The organism is Lysinibacillus sp. RS11 (genome assembly GCF_042019215.1).
Classification (GTDB): Bacteria; Bacillota; Bacilli; order Bacillales_A; family Planococcaceae; genus Lysinibacillus; species Lysinibacillus xylanilyticus_A.
The window spans coordinates 792891-815446 of record NZ_CP168124.1 but is presented as its reverse complement, the minus strand read 5'-3'; the positions used below and the strand labels follow the sequence as shown (position 1 = coordinate 815446).

The 22556-nt window shown below is 37.2% G+C and carries 19 protein-coding genes and 1 other annotated feature; of the genes, 5 read left to right on the top strand and 14 right to left on the bottom strand.

The genetic code is table 11. From position 1 onward, the window contains the following. Positions 1 to 71 precede the first annotated feature (71 nt). The 4 genes from pepF to spxA form a co-directional block, all read right to left on the bottom strand. Positions 72 to 1889 carry an oligoendopeptidase F gene (gene pepF, locus AB9L17_RS03960; RefSeq protein WP_375200125.1) on the bottom strand — a complete coding sequence of 606 codons (1818 nt, stop codon included), beginning with the start codon at positions 1887 to 1889 and terminating at the stop codon, positions 72 to 74. Positions 1890 to 1937: 48 nt separating this feature from the next. Continuing rightward, positions 1938 to 3059, bottom strand: coding sequence for a competence protein CoiA (locus AB9L17_RS03955; protein WP_375200124.1), 1122 nt, complete (start codon positions 3057 to 3059; stop codon positions 1938 to 1940). Positions 3060 to 3492: 433 nt separating this feature from the next. Then, complete coding sequence (mecA, locus tag AB9L17_RS03950; protein ID WP_068983455.1) at positions 3493 to 4161, bottom strand: adaptor protein MecA; 669 nt, start codon at positions 4159 to 4161, stop codon at positions 3493 to 3495. A gap of 434 nt (positions 4162 to 4595) precedes the next feature. Beyond that, a complete protein-coding gene (gene spxA, locus AB9L17_RS03945; RefSeq protein ID WP_068983509.1) occupies positions 4596 to 4991 on the bottom strand; it encodes a transcriptional regulator SpxA in 396 nt (131 codons plus the stop codon). A gap of 527 nt (positions 4992 to 5518) precedes the next feature. Next, positions 5519 to 5752, top strand: a binding site (T-box leader). Positions 5753 to 5875: 123 nt separating this feature from the next. Between spxA and trpS the strand changes: the two genes are divergently transcribed. Then, on the top strand, positions 5876 to 6865 hold the full coding sequence (trpS, locus tag AB9L17_RS03940; RefSeq protein WP_068983456.1) for a tryptophan--tRNA ligase: 990 nt from the start codon (positions 5876 to 5878) through the stop codon (positions 6863 to 6865). Between the two features lie 819 nt (positions 6866 to 7684). Here trpS and fabF read toward each other — a convergent pair. The 3 genes from fabF to AB9L17_RS03925 form a co-directional block, all read right to left on the bottom strand. Next, complete coding sequence (gene fabF, locus AB9L17_RS03935; RefSeq protein ID WP_068983458.1) at positions 7685 to 8926, bottom strand: beta-ketoacyl-ACP synthase II; 1242 nt, start codon at positions 8924 to 8926, stop codon at positions 7685 to 7687. Positions 8927 to 8956: 30 nt separating this feature from the next. After that, positions 8957 to 9895 carry a beta-ketoacyl-ACP synthase III gene (locus tag AB9L17_RS03930; RefSeq protein ID WP_375200123.1) on the bottom strand — a complete coding sequence of 313 codons (939 nt, stop codon included), beginning with the start codon at positions 9893 to 9895 and terminating at the stop codon, positions 8957 to 8959. Positions 9896 to 10632: 737 nt separating this feature from the next. Beyond that, entirely contained in the window at positions 10633 to 11004 is a 372-nt protein-coding gene (locus AB9L17_RS03925) for a hypothetical protein (protein WP_375200122.1), read from the bottom strand. Positions 11005 to 11434: 430 nt separating this feature from the next. Here AB9L17_RS03925 and AB9L17_RS03920 point away from each other — a divergent pair, with 430 nt between their 5' ends. Beyond that, positions 11435 to 11629, top strand: a complete 195-nt coding sequence (locus AB9L17_RS03920; protein WP_068983461.1) for a YjzD family protein — start codon at positions 11435 to 11437, stop codon at positions 11627 to 11629. A gap of 52 nt (positions 11630 to 11681) precedes the next feature. Here AB9L17_RS03920 and AB9L17_RS03915 read toward each other — a convergent pair whose 3' ends face one another. Further along, the gene (locus tag AB9L17_RS03915; RefSeq protein ID WP_083226903.1) at positions 11682 to 13808 is read right to left on the bottom strand and encodes an ATP-dependent Clp protease ATP-binding subunit; all 2127 of its coding nucleotides are present in this window, start codon (positions 13806 to 13808) and stop codon (positions 11682 to 11684) included. A 271-nt stretch (positions 13809 to 14079) separates the two neighbouring features. Here AB9L17_RS03915 and AB9L17_RS03910 point away from each other — a divergent pair, with 271 nt between their 5' ends. Continuing rightward, a complete protein-coding gene (locus AB9L17_RS03910) occupies positions 14080 to 14766 on the top strand; it encodes a Crp/Fnr family transcriptional regulator (RefSeq protein WP_375200121.1) in 687 nt (228 codons plus the stop codon). A gap of 860 nt (positions 14767 to 15626) precedes the next feature. On the opposite strand, the gene AB9L17_RS03905 is transcribed toward AB9L17_RS03910, so the two are convergent. Beyond that, entirely contained in the window at positions 15627 to 15935 is a 309-nt protein-coding gene (locus AB9L17_RS03905; protein WP_068986920.1) for a metal-sulfur cluster assembly factor, read from the bottom strand. Positions 15936 to 15988: 53 nt separating this feature from the next. Continuing rightward, the gene (locus tag AB9L17_RS03900) at positions 15989 to 16753 is read right to left on the bottom strand and encodes a prolyl oligopeptidase family serine peptidase (protein WP_068986919.1); all 765 of its coding nucleotides are present in this window, start codon (positions 16751 to 16753) and stop codon (positions 15989 to 15991) included. Positions 16754 to 16874: 121 nt separating this feature from the next. Here AB9L17_RS03900 and AB9L17_RS03895 point away from each other — a divergent pair, with 121 nt between their 5' ends. Together AB9L17_RS03895 and AB9L17_RS03890 are read left to right on the top strand one after the other, a co-directional pair. After that, the gene (locus AB9L17_RS03895; RefSeq protein WP_375200120.1) at positions 16875 to 17684 is read left to right on the top strand and encodes a Cof-type HAD-IIB family hydrolase; all 810 of its coding nucleotides are present in this window, start codon (positions 16875 to 16877) and stop codon (positions 17682 to 17684) included. 269 nt (positions 17685 to 17953) lie between these two features. Continuing rightward, positions 17954 to 18811: a DegV family protein gene (locus AB9L17_RS03890; RefSeq protein WP_223552894.1), complete on the top strand. Its 858-nt coding sequence runs from the start codon at positions 17954 to 17956 to the stop codon at positions 18809 to 18811. Positions 18812 to 18865: 54 nt separating this feature from the next. Here the strand turns inward: AB9L17_RS03890 and AB9L17_RS03885 are convergent, their stop codons facing one another. The 4 genes from AB9L17_RS03885 to AB9L17_RS03870 all read right to left on the bottom strand — a co-directional run bounded on the left by AB9L17_RS03885 (position 18866) and on the right by AB9L17_RS03870 (position 22432). Further along, entirely contained in the window at positions 18866 to 20329 is a 1464-nt protein-coding gene (locus tag AB9L17_RS03885; protein ID WP_068986916.1) for an alpha-amylase family glycosyl hydrolase, read from the bottom strand. Between the two features lie 341 nt (positions 20330 to 20670). Continuing rightward, positions 20671 to 21039 carry a YisL family protein gene (locus tag AB9L17_RS03880; RefSeq protein WP_068986915.1) on the bottom strand — a complete coding sequence of 123 codons (369 nt, stop codon included), beginning with the start codon at positions 21037 to 21039 and terminating at the stop codon, positions 20671 to 20673. Between the two features lie 271 nt (positions 21040 to 21310). Then, positions 21311 to 22213, bottom strand: a complete 903-nt coding sequence (locus AB9L17_RS03875; RefSeq protein ID WP_068986914.1) for a fumarylacetoacetate hydrolase family protein — start codon at positions 22211 to 22213, stop codon at positions 21311 to 21313. A gap of 87 nt (positions 22214 to 22300) precedes the next feature. Next, on the bottom strand, positions 22301 to 22432 hold the full coding sequence (locus tag AB9L17_RS03870) for a hypothetical protein (protein WP_375200119.1): 132 nt from the start codon (positions 22430 to 22432) through the stop codon (positions 22301 to 22303). Positions 22433 to 22556 lie beyond the last annotated feature (124 nt).

Genomic DNA, 22556 nt, shown 5'->3' with positions numbered 1-22556 from the left:
ATCCAATATTTTTTTAACGCTCCACTTTTCATAGAAAAAAGGCTGTAGTAAAATTCCTACAGCCTTGCTAATTAATTATTCAACAATAATTTCTCTAACTCATTTAGGCGTTCTTCAAATACTTTACATGCATCATCAATCGGTTTTGCCACGTTCATATCAACACCCGCTGCCTTTAATACATCAATTGGGAAATTAGAGCAACCTGCTTTTAAGAAGTTATTAATATAACGTTCTACAGCTGGTGTACCCTCTTCTAAAATCTGTTGGCTTAATGCAGTTGCCGCTGATTTACCTGTAGCATATTGATACACATAATAATTATAGTAGAAGTGTGGAATACGAGCCCATTCTAAGCCGATTTCCTGATCAACGACGATATCCTCACCAAAGTACTTTTTATTTAAATCATAGTAAACCTCAGTTAAACGTTCTGCTGTTAAAGATTCACCATTCTTATCCATTTGATGGATAAGGTGTTCAAATTCAGCAAACATTGTTTGTCTGAAAACTGTACTTCTGAAACCGTCTAACCAATGATTTAATAAATAAATCTTCTGTTGAGGATCCTCAATTGTTTTCAGTAAATAATCATTTAATAGTTCTTCATTACATGTTGAAGCTACTTCAGCCACAAAAATAGAATAGTCGCCATAAACAAACGGCTGGTTTTTACGTGAATAATAACTGTGTACACTATGACCAAATTCATGAGCTAGTGTAAACAGGTTATTAACATTGTCTTGCCAATTCATTAAGATGTACGGATTTGTTCCATAGGCGCCTGAAGAGTACGCACCACTGCGTTTCCCTTTGTTTTCTAAGACATCTACCCAACGGTTATCAAGACCACTTTGCACAATACCTTGGTATTCCTCACCAAGTGGTGCTAAAGACTTTACTAAAATATCCTTCGCTTCGTCGTAAGTGATTTTCATATCAACTTCCTTAACGAGTGGTGCAAATAAATCCCACATATGCAGTTCGTTCACGCCTAATAGTTTTTTCCGTAATGAAATATAGCGCTGCATAGCTGGTAAATGCTTATGGATTGTTTCCACTAATTGATCATAAACATTTTCTGGAATAAAATTATTAGACATGGCAGCATGGCGAGCAGAATCATAATTACGAATACGTGCGCTGACATTATGCTTTTTTACATTGCCCGTTAAAGTTGCAGCAAATGTATTTTTAAAGTTGCCATAAGTTTCGTACATAGCTTTAAAGGCATTTTCACGAACAGTGCGATCTTTGCTTTCTAAGAACTTAATATAGTTACCGTGTGTTAGCTGCACTTCTTCCCCCTCTTCATTTTTCACCTTAGGGAATACTATATCAGCGTTATTTAACATACTAAATGTATTTGAAGCGGTACCTGTAACCTCAGTCATTTGGGCAAGTAATGCTTCCTGTTCTGCAGGTAATACATGCGGACGTGCCATTGTTATTTCTTTTAAAGATTGTTTATACAGTTGTAAATCTTTATTTTCAGCTAAGTAACTTTCTATTGTTTCTTCATTCAATGATAAAATCTCTGGTGTTAAAAATGATAGGGCAGCTGAGATACTAGTCGCCAATGTTTGAATACGACTATTCATATCCTGGTAAGAGCTATTTGTCGTATCTTGGTCATTACGCATATGGGCATACGTGTAAAGCTTCATTGTGCGTTCATAAATATCATCGTGATAAGTAAGAACCGCTAATAAAGCATTTGCACCATTTTTTAATGTACCTGCATAGCTAGATGCCTTTTTGGAAATTTCCGCTACTTCCTTGTACTCCTCTTCCCATAAAGCGTCCGTTGCAAATATATCCTCCAAGCGCCAAGTTAATTCTTCTGGAACTTCATTTCTTAATAAAACTTTATTGCTGTTACTAGCCATATGCCAGCCCCCTTTATATGTGAGTTTTTCCTATACTCTCATATTTTCTCAGTATATTGTGGCAATTGCAAATAAATGTGCGTACACTTGCTCACAAATATCCGGAAAACAATTATTTTTTTGATAACTTTTCGCTGTCACCATTCCATAGTTTTTTATGGCCTGTACAGCACGATCTGTAATCTCTACATTTTGTTGGCGTAAAAACAAGTGAATATCTCTCTCATTCATCTCATGGGGTAGTAATTGCAAACCTCGACAAAAATAATGTAAAATCGTTTGCCACTCAATAGAAAATAACGGAATCGCTTCCACATCTTTCACAGGAACACCTACGTAATCAGGCATAGCCGTTAAAGACCAGCGTAACTCATAACTACATCGTAAAAATGAATCTTGCGCCCCTTTTTTACTATGTATTAATCGCTGATACACGAATTGCTTACAATGCTTTTTATAAAACTGCCAATAAAGACGAAATTCCTCTTTCGTTATTGATGTAGGCTGATAAAATGGAAAATGTTGCTTGTGAATAGCTAATTCCTGTACTTTGCCTATAAAAGTATGCCCATGAACATGAAGAAGATTCGTCCAATAGATAAATCTCGATATCTTCGCATCATAACTCACTAAATAAGACAAGCCTTGCGCTGTAGTAGTAATCATTTTTTGCATAATGGGAGAAATAAAAATCTTTTGTATACCTTGTGTGGATTGTCTTTGAGGTGTTTGAAAAAGCCACAATGGCTGTATAGAATTTTTCTCATATCCGGATGTACGCAATAGCCACTTTTCATGAGATATTGCGCTACATTGAAATTCAATAGCAATTTGCTGTTGCTCTTTTATCAAAAGCAAATCTGGTCGCTGTGAAAGTTTCGGTAAATAAGGCTCCAACTGTACTGTATGCCCAAGTTTTCTCAGCCATTCAAATAATTGAATTTTTCCTTGATAATGAAGTTTTGATTCACCCTCTGAAAATAACTGTACACAGCTATTATTAGCAATATGAGCAAAATGAGGAATATTATATTTACCTATCTTTAATTGGACAGGCTGTAGGCATTGGGGACAATAAAATTTCATCTGTTGCCTAGACTGTTGTAAAGCTTCCCTTGAATATTGATATGGGAGAAAAAGCTGCTGTTGCTCGTTATAAGCACTAAGCATAAAATCATCTCCTTTTTGACTAATTGTAAAGGAGTGTTTTTATAGCAACAAATAAATAACGGCTTTTTCTTGAAATTTTAAAAATGCCACCTTATCAATTATGACTCGGCATAATTGCGTCCGGAATCGGCCAGAGCTTTAGGTGCCAACAGATGTTTTTTGCGCGAAAGCATAGCGGCAGCGGCAGATGTTTTTTGCGCGAAAGCGTAGTGCCAACGTAGTGGCAGCTGCAACAACACGACGTTGGTCACTCAGGCGTTTTCACAGGATGTGAAGCTCTTAGCCTGAGTTCTTTATTTCAGCAGGAATATCGGATCTTTATCATAAATTGTATTGTTATCTAAACAAATATTAAAATAAAAAGACTGCAAACAATCTTGAATCTCATCAAGTTTGTTTACAGTCTATGCCTCTGAATCAGAGGAAAATTGCTTTAAATAAAATATTTTCGTACTGTTTCAAAGCAATTAAACTCCATAATTTTTTCGCCATATTCCTCTAAGCGATGGATTGTGAAATTCGATGGTATTAAAAATTCTTTAATAACTGCATTTCTATCGTGGCGATTTAGGTCTTCATCTGCGTTCGCAAAGTCTACTACTAGGTAGTACCAACCTTCATATTTAAATAATGAGGAATCCACTAATTCATCTGTCATGCGTTTCGCTACAGGGATTAACTCATCAATATCTTTAAATTTATAAACATAAATGTCTGTATCCATAAATAATTCTGACTCATCTATGTCACCAAATTGAGTTAGTTGACTGAGAAGATCCTCTCCAACGTCGTCGAATGGGCCAAACATATCTTTGTGTTCATCAAAATGCGACTGACCATCTAAGGTTTCACCGTCTTTTAAAATATGTGCACGTGTGACAATGATTTCCAAGCCTACTTCAGACGCATTGATATGAATCCATATCGGACCCTCTACATCAAAATAATCCTCCGTGTTTACTTCATCAATCATATCCCAAAAAAGTTGTTCACCCTTTGCTCGATTGTACCAAATTTCTTCACGACTATAGCCGCGATCCTCTATATCATTGTACGTAATAAAGAGCTTGAGTGTATTTTCGTTTACACGTTCGATGTCCACCAGACCTCATCTCCCTTCACTGTCATTTGTCGAAAAACAGTTTTGTTCCATTAGTATGCTATTATTCATTGTTTTTAACCTCATACTCCATTTTGTTTTTCAACCTTTGACCACACTACAGTAAAACCATAGAGCAACCGAAATCAAAAATAATTGTCCACAGTTGCCTCTAATTCTATTGTATGCTGTTCTGTCATAAAATGAAAAGGATATACACCGTTTCACAGAAGATATTTGAATTATTGAAATTGTAGTAAACTATTAAGTTTAAATCAAGTTTAACATACTTTTACGGAAATATATGACTTTTCCCTACTAATTATTATACTTTATATAGATGGTTTTACATAAGTAAAACATAAAAAAATAGATGTCACAATATGCTTGTTGCATTTGTAACACCTATTACTTATATTATGCAGAATACGGAGTTATTAGTTCACCATGCGCTGTGCTTCTTGTAATTGATAAGCCCGAACCTTACGAGGTAGGAAACGACGAATTTCATCCTCGTTGTAACCAACCTGTAGTCGTTTCTCATCTAAAATAATTGGACGACGTAATAAACCTGGATACTCTTGAATTAATTCATATAAGCGTTGTAATGGTAAACTTTCAACATCAACATTTAATTTTTGGAAAATCTTCGAGCGAGTTGAAATAATTTCATCCGTACCATCCTCTGTCATACGTAAAATTTCTTTTATTTCACGAATGCTTAACGGTTCGGAAAATATATTACGTTCTGTATATGGGATTTCATGTTCCTCTAACCATGCTTTCGCTTTTCGGCAAGACGTACAACTTGGTGATGTAAATAAAGTTACTATCATACTGACACATCCTTTCCATTTAATCATTATCTATAGACCAGTGTGTTAAATTAGAATTAATGTAATGTAAATCTACATACCCATTATACAGTACTCTATTGTATTTGAATATAGTTCCAATAAAAAAAAGAATAACTTTATCACTAAATATTCTGTCTATATTTACACATCATACAAAGTAGTTCCTTCATTGCATGGCTAATGTGTTACTACTAATATTCCCATTCTCAGAGCATTTTAAACACCCTTTAATGAATGGCTCTTGTTCTCATTTAAAAATATTAAACGAGAATAATGTCAATTCAGTGTGTACAAATCTAGACGTATATTTACTAAAATTGGTTGCTTTTCTAACACAAAAGAACAGTAAAAATAGCATATAAGCTTTTTTCGAAAAAAAACACCGCCAAAAGTCTGACTTTACACACTTGCAATCCACCGAGCCTTTATAATATAATTTTTTGCAACAAATCAATAATGTCTTTGGCGAATTCACTTTGCTATCTAGACAGTTATTGTATTAAATAAAAACGCTGACGAAGAGTAGTACATATGCAATTTGCACGTTTAGAGAGTCTGTGGTTGCTGCAAACAGATCGTGTAAGCATATGGAATGGACTTCTGAGTTAGCTTTGTGAACGACTAAGTATCCTTACTTGCGTCTATTAGCAAAGCTCGTCCCTTCACGTTACGAAGCAAAGTGGCCGTTTTAGGCAAGCTGGGTGGTACCGCGGATTCTAACATCATTCGTCCCTTCATTAGAAAAACTAATGAGGACGCATGATGTTTTTTATTTTGGATATCAAATATGCCTCGGATGGGTACTTATGTAACAGACAAATGACTGCCACTGAGGCGACAAATTACAAGGAGGAAATGACATGACAACTATTTTTTCAGGCGTACAGCCAACAGGGATTGTAACTTTAGGGAACTATTTAGGTGCATTTAAGCAATTCCCTGCATTACAAGACGAGGGGAACGCTATTTATTGTATCGTTGATCAGCATGCTATAACAGTGGCACAGGATCCAAAAGAATTACGCCAAAATATTCGCAACTTAGCAGCTACGTATATCGCTACTGGTATCGATCCTAAAAAATCTACACTATTTATTCAATCTGAAGTGCCAGCTCACGCACAGGCAGGCTGGATACTACAATGTGTCTCATCGATTGGTGAACTTGAACGTATGACACAATTCAAGGATAAATCTCATGGTAAGGAAAGTGTTTCTGCAGCTCTTTTAACATATCCACCACTAATGGCAGCAGATATCCTTTTGTATAACACAAACATCGTTCCGGTTGGTGATGACCAGAAACAGCATATTGAGCTTACTCGTGATCTTGCAGAGCGCTTTAACAAACGTTTTGGTGATGTTTTAACGATTCCTGAAATTCAATTGCCGAAAGCAGGAGCTCGTATTAAATCACTTCAAGAACCAACAAAGAAAATGAGTAAATCAGATCCAAATACAAAAGCTACAATTAAGTTTTTAGATTCAGCGAAAGATATTGAGAAAAAAATTAAATCAGCGGTTACTGACTCTGATGGTATTGTGGCATTTGATGTGGAAAATAAACCTGGTGTTTCTAATTTACTAACAATCGAGTCTGCCATTTCAGGCGTATCTATTGATGATCTTGTAAAAAAATATGAAGGCGTTGGCTACGGTGGTTTCAAGCAAGGTGTTGCAGCAGTAGTTATTGATCACCTTACACCAATTCAAGAGAAGTTCTACAATTTAGTAGAATCCTCAGAATTAGATACCATTTTAGATGAAGGTGCTGAAAAGGCAAACGCTATTGCTAGTGCTACATTAAAACGCATGGAAGAAGCAATGGGCCTTGGGCGTGCACGTCGCTAAAAGATAACGGAATTGATTCTCTCCCAAATACAGTAGTATTGGTGGGATTTATCGCAAGAGCTTGACCAAAAAGAGTGTATGCTTAGAGTCACGTTTTATCTTTTACGTTTAACGTTTTATCAAAACCAAGATCAAGCACAACAGCGCATAACACGATGGCTGATCCAATAGCCATATAAAACTCTGTTGTATGCACCATGAATTTAAAAACAACTATCCAGGAATATCCGAGTGTCCGATAATTCAAATACAATATGAGATTCCCTAATGAGAGAATCAATAGGCCATAGCATATTAAAAATAAAAAGAGTCGGAACATGATAAGGGCATCCTTTCTATTTCTTCTTACTTATCATCTATTCACAAAACTATAAAAAAAGACGTCAGCCATGTAAATTGGCTGACGTTTTTTTGATGTTGAAAAACTAAGTCAATAAAATTACTGTCCGTTAATGCGAAATAAATTTTACCAGTTAATTAAAGTGTCATCCTATTAAATAAAGGAAGTCTCTTCTGCAAAAAGAGGGGTTGATTTCCGTTCCGACTGGGCGCTTTGTCACGATGTTGGTCACGAAGGCGTTATCACAGGATGTGATGTTTTTAGCCTTTGTTCCTCTATCGCTAATCCCCAAGGAGTCGCCCAGTCTCCACTCCAATCAACCGCCCAGTAGCAAAATGCCTTTATATATGCGAAAACATAGCGGCGGTAACAAAAGATGTACAATCGCTTGACTGCTATAAGTCACTTCTGTCCCAATTGGTGTAGACAAATAAACAGTGGAAGATGAAGATCCCCCACTGTTTAAAGTGTTACTTTATTTATTCCTCGATTTTTTTGAATAGAAGACTAGCGTTGTGTCCACCAAAACCAAGTGAGTTACTCATAGCATATTTAATATCTGCCTCACGAGCTTCATTTGGTACATAATCTAAATCACATTCTGGATCTGGATCTGTTAAATTCATTGTTGGTGGTAAAATGCCTTCTTTCAGTGCTAGCGCTGTGAAAATAGCTTCAACCCCACCAGCTGCACCTAATAAATGACCTGTCATTGATTTTGTAGAACTCATTGCAAGTTTATAAGCATGTTCACCAAAGGCAGTTTTTACAGCTTGTGTTTCAAAAAGATCATTATATGGCGTACTTGTTCCATGTGCATTAATATAGTCAACTTGTGAAGGCTCTAGATCGCCATCAGCTAATGCTTGTAACATTGCACGTGCGGCACCTTCTCCTTCTGGAGCTGGAGCTGTAATATGATGAGCATCACCTGTTGAACCATAGCCAAGAACTTCTGCATAGATTTTTGCCCCACGTGCTTTTGCGTGCTCATACTCTTCTAGCACGACAATACCTGCACCCTCCCCGATAATAAAACCATCGCGATTTTTATCGAATGGACGGCAAGCTGTTTGTGGATCTGTATTTAAAGATAAAGCAGTATTTGCACAGAAGCCTGCCACTGCCATTGTAACGATTGGTGACTCAGCACCGCCAGTAATCATGACATCTGCATCCCCGCGTTCAATTACTTTAAAAGCATCACCAATTGAATTTGTACCTGAAGCACAAGCAGTTACTGAGCAAGAGTTAATGCCTTTTGCACCAAGGTGAATTGATACTTGGCCCGAAGCCATATCAGGAATCATCATTGGAATGAAGAATGGACTGACACGTCTTGCGCCACGTTCTTGGAATGTTGTAAATTGTTGTTCATATGTTTCCATACCACCGATACCCGAACCAATCCATACACCTGCGCGTGGTGCTAGCTCTTCATCGATAGTTAGTTGTGCGTCTTCCATCGCCATAATGGACGCTGCTAAGGCGTAATGTGTAAAGCGATCCATTTTGCGAGCTTCTTTACGTTCGATATACTTTTCAATATCAAAGTCTTTTACTTCAGCGGCAATTTTTGCTGCGAATTGATCTTTATTTAAACGTGTTAACTCGCCAATACCAGATTTTCCAGCTTTAATATTAGCCCATGTTTCTTCGATGCTATTTCCTAGTGGTGTAACTGCGCCAATCCCTGTAATTACTACTCGTCGTTTACTCATTGTCTTACTCCCCTCAAGCATTTTTAGTTATTATTTTCCCCATCTCATTGCAACGGCGCCCCATGTTAAGCCACCGCCAAATCCAACAAGTACTAATAAATCATCCTCTTTTATCTTACCTGCTTCAAGCTCATCTACCAAGGAAATACCAATAGACGCTGCTGACGTATTACCATATTTGTGAATCGTTTTTGACATTTTTTCTGGTGGCAGCTCTAGACGCTCACGAGCTGATTCCATAATTCGAATATTCGCCTGATGTGGCACTAAAAAATCTACGTCATCTTTTGTTAAACCTGCTTTATCTAACACAGTTACTGCAGATTCACCCATTTGACGTACTGCAAACTTAAATACTTCACGGCCATTCATAGCAATTGTGTCCTGCTGCGTTAAAGACAAATGCTTCCCACCTGTACCATCAGCTCCAAGCTCAAATGATAAGATACCTCTACCTTCTGATACTGGACCAACAATTGCTGCACTTGCACCATCACCGAATAACACTGCCGTATTGCGATCTTCCCAATCAAGTACCTTCGACAGCTTTTCAACACCTACTACTAAGACATATTTATAAGCATTTGCTTCTACAAAGTGCTTTGCTGTCACTAAACTATATATAAATCCTGCACAAGCAGCTGCTTGGTCCATCGCAGCTGCATTAACTGCTCCAATTTGTTCCTGAACCATACATGCTACACTTGGAAAGTTTTGATCTTGTGTTACAGTTGCTACAAGAATTAAGCCTATTTCTTCAGGTGTAATACCCGCATTTGCAATAGCCTCTTTTGCAGCAGCTACTGCTAAATCTGAAGTTTCCTGATCATCTGCAGCAAAATGACGCTCTTCAATCCCCGTACGAGTTCGAATCCATTCATCCGAAGTGTCCATAATTTTTTCTAAATCAAAATTTGTAACGACCTTCTCCGGAACGTATTTGCCTATTCCTATAATACCAGCGTTCATAAAGCAACCCCTCCGCTTTCTTACTATCAATTATTAGTAACTGGTCATAATTATAACTCATAATGAAGGAATGGTGCAAGATGATTTGAAATCACCGTCTTAAAGCTAGCAATATCAAGGATTTTAGTGATATATACAATTTTGGCTTATCACCATAACGTGAGGCTGAAAAATTTAATAATGGCGGATAATGAAAAAAAGCTGCACATAAATCTGCAGCTTTTACCAACATTGCTAACATATATGATCAACAACGCAAAAGTCGATATCGTAAAAAGATGGAAGGTGGCTCTCGCATTGTTCGGCCTACATCCAATCTATTCTCTAATAGGTTGTGAAGGATCGCGTTTTCTTTGGAACTCCTAGTGCTCTGAAGAAATCGCTTAATAGGTTGTAGCACAGAAGGCTTCAAACGACGTGTTGTACGTTTCTTTTTGTTAGGTGTGCTACCGTAGTTGTGCCAACGTAATGGCTGAAGCTTTAATCGTCTGGTGTTGCGGTGGTGTCTTTGGTTCAATAAACAATGTTGAATAATACGCATCCGCAATGGTAATCAAGTAAATCACAAAAAGTAATTGTTTTGTTCAATGGTTCAAAAATTATTTCTCCCTTTTTTTAGTTCTATCAATTCGAATTGTCTAGTTATAATACGAATGGTACGTAAAAAGGTTTCAAATTAAAAAGGACCAACGCACAGAAGAACCCAATCAGCCACCTCGGTTTGCGATGGCTTAGAACTACAACATTGGTTTGAATAATAGATAACCATACGCTAAACCTTTTACTGCATAAAATAAAATTGGAGCGAGTATGAACCATGAGAATTTTTCATCCAATACTTCAACCTTTTCTTTACTAGTCTTCTTCTCTATAACTTTTTCAATCACTAAAACAATGATAACAATCATACCTGCCAACAATAATGAAAAAATCATTTTCCACATTAGTGTAGAAGCTAAGAAAAGATAAACTTCCGGGAACAGTAGGAAATCGAAAATAGGTATGAACCAATCGAATATTTTACTATCTAAAATGTTCTCTATTGTTGGTTGTTCGTTTGTTAGTTGCCTTTTAACTTCTTTAATAATTTCTTTTAAAAAATCTCTCATTCTCTTTCCACCCATGACTTTTTTATATTTCCAATTATTTCTACGGAACTAAAAGTAAAAAGTTTCGCTGAAGATATAACAAAAGACCACTCTTATTTAAACTGACACATTGAAAAGAGCTTGATTAATTTGACAAGAGGATCTCACTGTATCCGAATACCATTGCTGTAGTGAAGATCAGTGGCAGGATGAATTAAAGTTAATGCATTTTGCCTCAATTCGATTCGGCTACGACACTCCCCTGCATCAAACATTTGCAGCGTCTTCGATTTTCGGTGATCCTATTGAAATTGCATTCAAGTAAGATTATCGTTGTGACAAAATCGACATGTTTCACAGAAAAGGTTCTTTTTTTTTCGAGTTATGTTATGATATGATAATGAATATGTAGTAAAACTTTATGATAAAAAGTTCGGTTGAGGTGAAATTAATGCAATATATCGTAACATTCATATGGTCATTCCTACTAGTTTCAATGTTAAACTACGTAGTAAGCTCTGTACTTGGCGTACCATTTGATTTCCAAACGGGTGCAATCTTATCAGTTGCATTCTCAATTCTTATTTTCATTATTGGTGCAGTCATTCCAAACGAGCCAACTCCAGAAGCTGCAGATCATCATTAATTCAAACAAGAAAAAACCTGTTCCGCATTGTGCGAAACAGGTTTTTTTCTTGTTATTTTTCAACAACACATTGACCGTCATGCATTCTAATATGCAATGTTTCTCCTGGTAATACTTCACCTCGTAGCAATTCCTTTGCAACTGCCGTTTCAATATAACGTTGTACGAAGCGTTTTAATGGTCTTGCGCCAAACTGAGCATCCGCTCCTTGGTCTACAACCCAATCAATTACACCTTGTTCTACTTGTAAAGCAATATCTTGCTCTGCAACACGTTTTACAAGCTGTTCAACATATTTCCAAGCAATCGCTGTAAAGTGCTCACCTGATAATGCGTGGAACATAATAATATCATCCATACGATTTAACAGCTCTGGTTTAAAGTGCTGACGCAGTGCAGTCATCACTAAATCCTCAACTGCTCCATCGTCTTCTTTTGCTTCCATTAAATAGCTTGAGCCAATGTTAGAAGTTAAAATAACCACTGTGTTCGTAAAATTGACCATACGACCTTGACTATCCGTAATGCGGCCATCATCTAAAATTTGTAGTAAAATATTCGCGACATCTGGGTGTGCCTTTTCAATTTCATCTAGTAATACAACTGAATATGGATTACGGCGAACAGCTTCCGTTAATTGTCCACCTTCCTCATAACCAACATAACCTGGAGGTGCCCCTACAAGACGTGATACGCTATGTTTCTCCATATATTCACTCATATCAATGCGAATAAAATGATCCTCGGAATCAAACAGCTGTGCCGCTAATGCCTTGGCAAGCTCTGTTTTACCAACACCGGTTGGTCCTAAGAATAAAAAGCTACCAATTGGTCGATGTGGATCTTTAATACCAGCTCGAGCGCGCCATACTGCTTCAGTGACAAGTTGCACAGCATTATCTTGTCCAACTACTCGCTCATGCAATGTATCTTTTAAGCGCAATAATTTTTCGCGCTCTCCCTCCACTAACTTTGTTACAGGTATTCCTGTCCAGCGTGAAACAATAGATGCGATTTCATCAGCTGTTACCTCTTCACGTAAAATACGTGATTCTATGCCATTCTCTAATTGTTTCTCCATCTCTTGTATATCCTTTTCAAGAGTAGGAATTTTCCCATGACGTAGTTCGGCTGCTTTATTTAAATCATATTTACTTTCTGCTTCATCTAAGTCACGACGATATTTATTAAGCGTTTCTCGTTTTTTCTGAATGCCCTGTAACGCTGCTTTTTCGCTTTCCCATTGTTTCCGCATGCCTTCTGAGGAATCTTTTAGCTTTGTTAATTCCTCACTTAATTGCTCGAGACGCTTTTTACTTGCCTCATCCTTTTCTTTACGCAATGCTTGTTCCTCAATTTCGAGCTGCATAATACGGCGTGTTACTGCATCCAATTCCTGTGGCATAGAATCAATCTCTGTTCGAATCATGGCACATGCTTCATCGATTAAATCAATGGCTTTATCAGGCAAGAAGCGCTCTGTAATATAGCGGTTCGAAAGCTCTGCTGCCGCTACGATCGCACGGTCATGAATACGTACCGCATGATGTAACTCAAAGCGCTCTTTTAAGCCACGTAAAATGGAAACTGTATCCTCAATAGATGGCTCACGCACAAGCACTTGTTGAAAACGACGCTCTAAAGCAGGATCTTTTTCAATATACATACGGTATTCATCTAATGTTGTAGCACCGATACAATGTAACTCACCTCGTGCAAGCATTGGCTTTAACATATTCCCAGCATCCATTGCACCATCCGTTTTACCTGCACCAACAATTGTATGAATTTCATCAATAAATAAAATGATACGCCCTTCCGATTCCTTCACTTCTTTAAGTACACCTTTTAAGCGTTCTTCAAATTGACCTCGATAACTTGCACCTGCTATTAAAGCACTCATATCAAGCTCGTATAATACGCAATCTTTTAATCCCTCGGGTACATCCCCTTTTACAATACGTTGAGCTAACCCTTCTACAATTGCTGTTTTACCGACGCCTGGCTCACCGATTAAGACAGGATTATTTTTCGTTTTACGCGTTAAAATACGAATAACATTACGAATTTCTTCATCACGACCGATAACCGGGTCCATTTTACCGTTTTTAACTTCTTCAATTAAATTACGTCCAAATTGCTCTAATGGTTTTTTATTATCTGTTTGTTGAAATTGCATAATTAGCACTCCTTTTCAATAATGTTAGCGGAATCCCGTTTACCATTCTTGTTCACGAAAAAAGTTTGACCTTTTTTGACTAACTTTATTTTACAACATACGACAAACCTAAGCAAAGAATAAGCTCTAAAATTCCTTCACTTCTAACTGAAAAGTTAAGCTATAATAAAAGTATGTTTCTTAGATTTAGTATCGAAATTATTCACCATCCTTTTGTAATAAACAGCCACTTATTACAAAAAGAAAGCGATGTGTTGGAGATATGGTTATAATGGATAAATTACAAGAGCAATTTCACGATCTTTTCCAAAAGCACGGTGTTTTTACGAAAGTAAATAAGGATCATAAAATTTTTTTAGAAGGCGAACGTGCGAAAGAAATATACTATATAAAAACTGGAGCTATCTCGATTAGTCAGGAAACTGAGAACGGCAAGGAGTTAACAATTCGAATTTGTGGTCCGAATAGTATTATTGGTGAAGGCTCTTTGTTTTGTAACTTTACGTATCATTCCATGACTGCTAAAGTATTAGAACACTCTAGTTTATATGTTCTAAACCGCAAATCATTGGAACTATTATTAGTAGAACAACCTAATTTAATGGTGGAATATATGAAGTGGTTGCAAATAGAAAATTTAAAGCATCAAAGTCGTTTGCGTGATTTAGTTTTAAACGGTAAAAAAGGTGCTTTATTTTCAACGCTTATCCGTCTTACAAATACTTATGGTAAGCCTTTTGAAAATGGCAATATTTTTATTGATTTCCCGTTAACAAATACGGAAATCGCTAATTTATGTGCGACGAGTAGAGAGATGATCAATCGCATGCTCAATGATTTAAAGAAGCAAAATATTCTTTCCTTTGACAAAGGTTATATAACAGTTCACAACGTCCAAATTTTAAAGGATGAAATTGCTTGTGAAAATTGTCCGTTACAAATATGTCGTATCGATTAATACGCTACACACAAAATCCCCGCTTATGAGTTATAAGCGGGGATTTCATATAATGGTCAAGGAAATCATTGTGAATATTATAATATTTAAATGAGGGGGATTTCCGTTCCAGGCTACTCGCTTTCCTGTGGGCGAGCGTCGAGCCGCTTCCTCCACTAAAGGAACGAAGGCTAAGTGCGTCACGTCCTGTGACAATGCCTTCGTGACCAACATCGTGTTGGCCTCAGGGTCTCGCCTTTCTCGCTTTCCCACGGGAGTCGAGTAGCCTTCCACTCCAATCAGCGATAGTGTAGAACTTTTATAAATTTTTGTATTTCAAAAGTGAACGCTATGGAAACTTATCCATAATCAAACAGAAGAATCTTATAACAGTAATGCTATTGTACACCTAATCTTGCTGACGCTCCGCTTTCGCACATAAAACATTGCTGAAGTTTCGTTTTATAGCTATAAATTAAAAGTAACATGCCAGAAGATACATACTAAGAGAAGTTGTTGATTGGAGTGGAGGCTGGGCGACTCCTTGGGGATTAGCGATAGAGGAACGAAGGCTAAGAGCATCACGTCCTGTGATAACGCCTTCGTGACCTACATCGTGTAGGCCCGAGACCCTGGAGCGAGCAACGCGAGTGAAGCGGCTCATCGGACGCCCCCAGGAAGCTTTGCTCTGTGCGAAAGCGTAGTGCTAACGTAGCGGCAGCAACAAAGCGCCCAGTCGGAACGGAAATCAACTTCTCGTTTTGCAGAAGAGCCATACTTTTAATATGACACCTTAATTTCATTGACATAATAGTTTTTCGACAGCACAAATCCCCGCTCACTGTTGCGAGCGGGGATTTGTTGTTGTGCTTTAAGCGGACTTATCGTACGCCTAATGCCATTTTTGCATAGCGTGACATTCTATCTTTTGACCACGGTGGATTCCAAACAATATTAACATTTGTACTTTTTACTTCTGGAAGCTCACCTAATGCTGTATTTACTTGATCCACAATAACAGGTCCAAGCGGGCAGCCCATTGAAGTTAATGTCATTGTAACCGTTGCTAGACCTTCTTCATCTAAATCTACATCATATACTAAACCTAAGTTGACGATATCAATACCAAGCTCAGGGTCAATTACATTTTCTAATGCACCGAACATGCTGTCTTTCATATCTTGATCCATCTGTATTTCTCCTTCCATCACAGTGTTAACTTAATCATAGCAGATGCATCTTATTATGCCAAATGCTGTGCAAGCCATTCAGTTGCAGCTAACATACCGTCGCGTGACACAGCATGTCCTGCTTTTTTATTGGCTAAAAATTTCAAGTCTTCCGGATTTGTTTCATAGTATTTGCATAAAGTTAAATAAAAATGATAGGTATCTTTAAAAGGTACAATTTTATCTAATTCCCCATGCCAAAATAGTACAGGCCGTCCTGCAAATTTTTCTGGTGTTAGACTGATATCATATTTAGCTAGAAGCTCATTTATTTGCTGTACCTCTTCTTCGGACATTGACCAGTTAACACCATCATTCGCGAGTTGCTGTAATTGATATTCACCTAATTTAATAAAACCTGGTGCACCCATACATACTACTGCTGTTTTAATCCAATCATAAAGCTTTAAGCAGCCCGACGTCACAATTCCGCCCATTGATGTACCAGCTATGCCAATTTTATCATTCACTAATAATTGTTTATTCTTTAATTCATTATATAATTGTTCAACTTCATGAATAGAATTTAAAACAATATCCCAAAATTGCAAATTCATTTGCATCTCAGATAGGTCTTCACTACGGTCACCATGTAATTTTGCATCTGGTAATAGGACACGCACCCCTTTACCTACTAATTGATATGCATAATGTAAGTTATGTTCTTTCGCACTCATAAAGCCATGTAAGAAAATTACTACCGGGGTTTCTTCATTCATATTTTCAGTATGTATATGTAATAAAGGAATATTCCCCCACATTTCTTTCTCAACAATCATCTTTGTCACTCCCTACTTGTGTCTCAACTTAATGTTAGCAAACTTTTTCCATTGTGACAAAATTTTGACGAATGATTGACAAAGAGATACTATTCAAACTATAGGAAAGGGGCAATTAGTTATGAAACCACATTTAATCGTTTTAGACTTAGATGGTACGTTATTAACGGACCAACAACAAATTTCAACAAAAACTAAAAATACATTATTACAGGCAAAGGAACAAGGTCATCAAGTGATGATTGCAACAGGTCGTCCTTATCGTGCAAGCGATATATACTACAAGGAGCTTGACCTGACAACACCCATTGTAAATTTCAATGGAGCCTATGTGCATCACCCCAAAAATGCTTCTTGGCACCATAAGCACACACCTATAGATTTAAGTATTGTGCATGATGTCGTCGATTCCATTAATAGCTATGAATACGAAAATATTATTGCGGAGGTTAAGGATGATATTTACGTGCATACAGAGGATGAACGGATATTAAATATATTTAATATGGGGAATCCAAAAATTACCCTAGGGGACCTATATATCCATTTATTAGACAACCCCACTAGTTTACTGATTCAAGCGAATGAAATAAATTCAATGATTATTCGTGATCATTTACATGCTGTTCATGCAGAGGTCATTGAACATCGTCGCTGGGGTGCGCCATTTCACATTATTGAGATTGTTCGCCGTGGCTTAAATAAAGCAGTGGGAATCGCTCATGTAGCAAAGGATTTAGGTATCCCACGGGAACGTATCATTGCATTTGGTGATGAGGACAATGATTTAGAAATGATTGAATATGCTGGATTAGGTGTTGCAATGGGTAATGGTATCCCTACTTTAAAAAATATTGCCAATGAAATTACCACAACAAATAATGACGATGGAATCGCTAAAATACTCATCAATCGCTTGAAATTATCCTAGTTAAGTAGTAAGTTCAAATTAACATTCCATTTTTTACATTTAACTTTATTCAGTAGTACCCGTTATCCTGAGTACTTACTGAATAAAGTTATAAATTTTTACTGTTGCAAAAACGATACTGAAACTCGATAGGATTATTTATCTATATAACATTATTTTAAAGGAACATAGAATGGAAAGCTCGACACTCATTCACTTGTTATGTAGTATTAAGTATTTAAAAACTCCTTATACAGAGTTAAAAGAATGTTAAATTAGGGGGACAAATGATGAAGATTTTTACTGATAGTGGATGTGATCTACCGAAGTCTTACTACGAAGAACACAATATTGAACTTCTTCCTCTACGAGTGGGATTGAACAATAAAGACTATGATGATGTCATTGCAATTGATTCCAAACAAATTTACGATGCTATTCGTCAAGGTGCTCGCCCAAAAACATCCCAAGTATCACCAGAGCTTTTTCTCAAGCATTTTGAAAATCTAGCAAAAAATGAAGAGGAAGGCATCTATATTGCCCTTTCATCGGAATTATCAGGTACCTATAATACTGCGGTCATGATTCGCAATCAAGTACAAGAGCAATATCCATCACTAAAATTAGCGATCATCGATTCTAAATGTATTTCATTAGGTTTTGGTCTAGTAGTCGAGGAAGCAGTCCGACTTCGAAGTACAGGTACTTCGTTAGAGGAAATCGCAACAACAATTACTGCCCTTGCCCTACAAATGGAGCACATATTTACAGTTGAGGATTTAGATTACCTCGCTAAAGGCGGACGTTTATCAAAAACAAGCGCATTTCTTGGTGGGCTTCTAAGTATTAAACCTATTTTAAATGTAGAAGATGGTAAGCTTGTGCCCATCGAAAAGTCACGTGGACGTAAAAAAGCCATCGCTCGCATGTTAGAATTGATGCAGGAGCGCGGTGGTAACTTCTCAGAGAAAATTGTAGGTATTAGCCATAGCGATGATGTGGACCTTGCCAACGATGTAAAAGCTTCTATTCAAGAAAGATTTTCTCCAAAAGCCATCCAAGTAACAATGATTGGTTCTGCGATCGGTTCCCACGTTGGGCCAGGTACAATTGCCATCTTTTTTACGAATAAAAGCTATCAAGCTTAACAAAAACCCCCTCCACACTTCAAATTCAGTGTAGAGGGGGCTTTATCATTTATTTTAAGCATCTTGCTCCTGGCGTCGTACTTTACCTCGTTTAATAATAACAACTACAAATCCTATGAATATTAACCATACTAATCCTAATGCGACCATATATGGAACATTGAAACCTTCATCATTTTTAACTTGATAAATTTCTACCATTTCGCGGTTCAAAATAACTGGATAAACGTCTTTTTCATTAATACGAACTTTTTCTTCTACTAAAATACCATTTAGCATTTTATCTTCACCAATCTGTTCTGGTGTTAAATCAAAGCGTTGTGTTTTACTAGTATTGTTAACCATGATGACCCATTTTTCTTCATCGGATGTACGTGTAAATACAAGTAGGCCATCTTCATTTTTGAGAACTTCAAAATCACCTTTGCGTAATGTAGCAGATTGATTACGTAAAGATTGGACATGTTTAATATATTTGATTAATTCTTCATCTGTTTTAAAGTTAAAGAATTGATGTGTATCTGGCTTTGCCTCTCCATTCATCGCAATTTCTGTACCATATTGCATAACTGGAATTCCCGGCATCATGAATAGTGCACCCATCGCCATTTTTATACGTGTCGGTGGGAACATATTTTCAGTTGCAGAATCAAATGTAAAACGATGCGTTTCTAACGAATCCACCATAATCTGAGTTGGTTTCTCATCTGTAAATGGCTCCATCAATTTTGAAGAATCCTTATCAACATTTTTAAATATATTACGGTAAATATCAGCTGTCGCTGGTGAGAAACTTGCATCAAAATCGGCGTCACTTTCTTCATTTGAAATGACATAGAGTGACTTTTTCGTATCCTTTAATGCCGCGATCATTGCATTAATAAACTCTGTATCGGCATCCGCAATATTTGTTAGACGAACCCCACCAATATCATATGTAGAGACAAAGTCCGTTGCTGATTTAATAAGTGCTTCTTGTACATCTTTGTTTTTTAAATCCCACTGTACTTGTCCATTTTTGCTTGAAGCAATCCAGTCCTTTTTCGCTGGATCCTTTGCCCACTCATGATTTGGACTTACATTGTTAAGTGGAAAATCCACCATGATTGACATATTTTTTGCTTTATAAGCCTCAACAACACTTTGAAACTCTTTACTTGTCCCAAAATGACGCTCGATCGTAGAGTAGCTAGTTGGCATCGAACCATCATATTTCTCAGTAGCAAAAACTGGTCCGATGGAAACAATTGTAAAGCCCATCTCTCCGATAAATTTCAGTTTATCTTTTAGACCTGCAAAATCGCCTCCAGCAAATTTCGTAGGGTCTTGCGTATTTGTATCAAAATCGTTAGTGCCCGAACCATTAAAGAAACGGTCAACGAGTAAATCATAGATGCTTTCTTCTGCAATCGTTCTTGTTGACACTTCATCAGCATGTGCAACTGGTATAGCACTCACTAAAGAAGTTGCCAGTAAAAGCGATGCAGCTGTCGCACTTATCCACTTCTTGAATTTCACTTTTATTCCCTCTCTTTCAAACCAATCCTTCGTCATTTTACCAAATAAAACAGTCACATCGCTATCATTTCAAAATATTTTCTGAAAATGCAAAATGAATTACGACAAAAAGGTGTCAACTTCTCCTTTTGATCGATTCATCGGCTACGTGAAGCGGTTGAACTCATCGCCTGGGAAGTCGTGCGCTTTGCAAGAGTAGATTTTCCGGCTACCTGAGGGGTTATTCGGTCTACTCGAGCGGATTTCACCTTACCTGAGCTGTTCTCCTAACTACCCGAGCGTGATCCACCTTTCTAAAAAATAAAAGCCGTGAAGCGAAATCTTCACGACTTTCCGAACAATTATGCTAAGAAACTTTGTCCCATTGGCAATTTGAAACCTAGGAACATTGTAATCAGTAAGAATACTGCAAATAAAATCCAAAACATGCCTGTTGGTTTATTTTTCTTTTGACGTACTAATACCATTTCCATCATACCAATGACTAAAATACCGCCTATGAATTTAAAGCCGTAGAGCATACCTTGACCATAATCCATGGCAGAAATAAAGAGCGCTCCACCAGTAATGATAATTAAAACGTAGAATAAACGTAACGTCATATGTAAGCCTTTTGACTGCTTGCCCATTAGCGCTGCAATTAAAAAGATTACGATACCTACTACCCAAGTAGTAATATGCAAATGCGTTTGGCTAGTTAAAAAACTCATTATTGTCCCACCTCATATTCTTTTTCTATCAAACTCTATCCTACCATGTGTTGGAAAGGGTTTCAAACATTACAATAGTGTTCACAGAATAAACTTAAAAATCCGCGGAGTGTTGACTTAGGGCATTGAAAAAGTCGATTTGCCACAAAAATTGTGATGCAAATCGACTTTTTTGAGTTTATAATTCCAACAAAAGTCAGATTTATAATTAAGAAAATATATTTCTTTAGCTTTCCGTGCCCCCGTGTTGGCTCACGCGGATTTGAAAAAGTTATTCAAAATGATTCACTAATGTACCGATGCCTTGAATGGATACTTTCACAGTATCTCCAGCTTTTAAAAATTGTGGTGGATTCATGCCTTTTCCAACACCTGATGGAGTACCCGTTAAAATAACATCACCTGGCTCTAGTGTTACGTGTTGAGATAAAATCGATACTAATGATTCTACAGAGAACATCATATCTTTTGTAGAGCCGTTTTGACGTACTTCATCATTCACTTTTGTAACCACTGTTAAATCTTGTGGATTCGGAATTTCATCCTTTGTTACAAGATATGGCCCAAGTGGACAAGTTCCTTCTAAGCTTTTACCTAAGAAGAATTGCTTATGTTTTTCTTGTAAATCACGAGCTGTTATATCATTGGCAATTGTGTAGCCAAATACATAATCGTATGCTAAGTTTTTCGGAATATTTTTACCACGCTTACCAATGACAATTGCTAATTCGCCTTCATAATCCATTTTAGATGAAAGATCAGCATGGATCGAAAGTGTTTGTCCATCAGCAGCAATAGCAGTCGGAGATTTTGTAAATACCATTAATTCTGTTGGTGCTGCTTCTGCACCCATTTCTTTTGCATGCTCATCATAGTTTTTACCTATACACATAATATTTTTTGGTGTACGTGGAATTGGTGATAACCATTCAATCACTGTAAATTCACGTTTGAAGCTTTCAGCACGATCTGATTTTTCAGCGGCTTCTACTAATTTACGAATCTGTTCAACAAAATCAAAGCCTAAAGCAATGCCGTCTACGATTGAACTTGAAAAAGAAGGGAGAACTTGAAGTTCATTCTGAATAGCGAGTACATCCCATACCGCTTCTTCTTTTTTTACTTTTGGTCCAAAGCTTACATGTCCACCTAATTTAAACGATAAAATTTTCATGATTTTCAGAGCTCCTTCTTTTTTCTACATGATACAACAAAATAATAGAAATTGCCTTACTTTTGCGACAATAATTTTTATTCCTAATCAACCGCGGGGCCATTCACCATAACGTGGGGTTGATTTCCGTTCCAGCTGGGCGCTTTCCTGGGGGCGTCCGATGAGCCGCTTCACTCGCGTTGCTCGCTCCAGGGTCTCATTTGTGACGCTAATCCCCAAGGAGTCGCCCAGCCTCCACTCCAATCAACTTATATACATGACATATGTTTTAACAAATGTCGTCACCAAATTTTTATGATGAGCCAAATCGCAATAAATTATTCTTATAATACAAGACGTGATT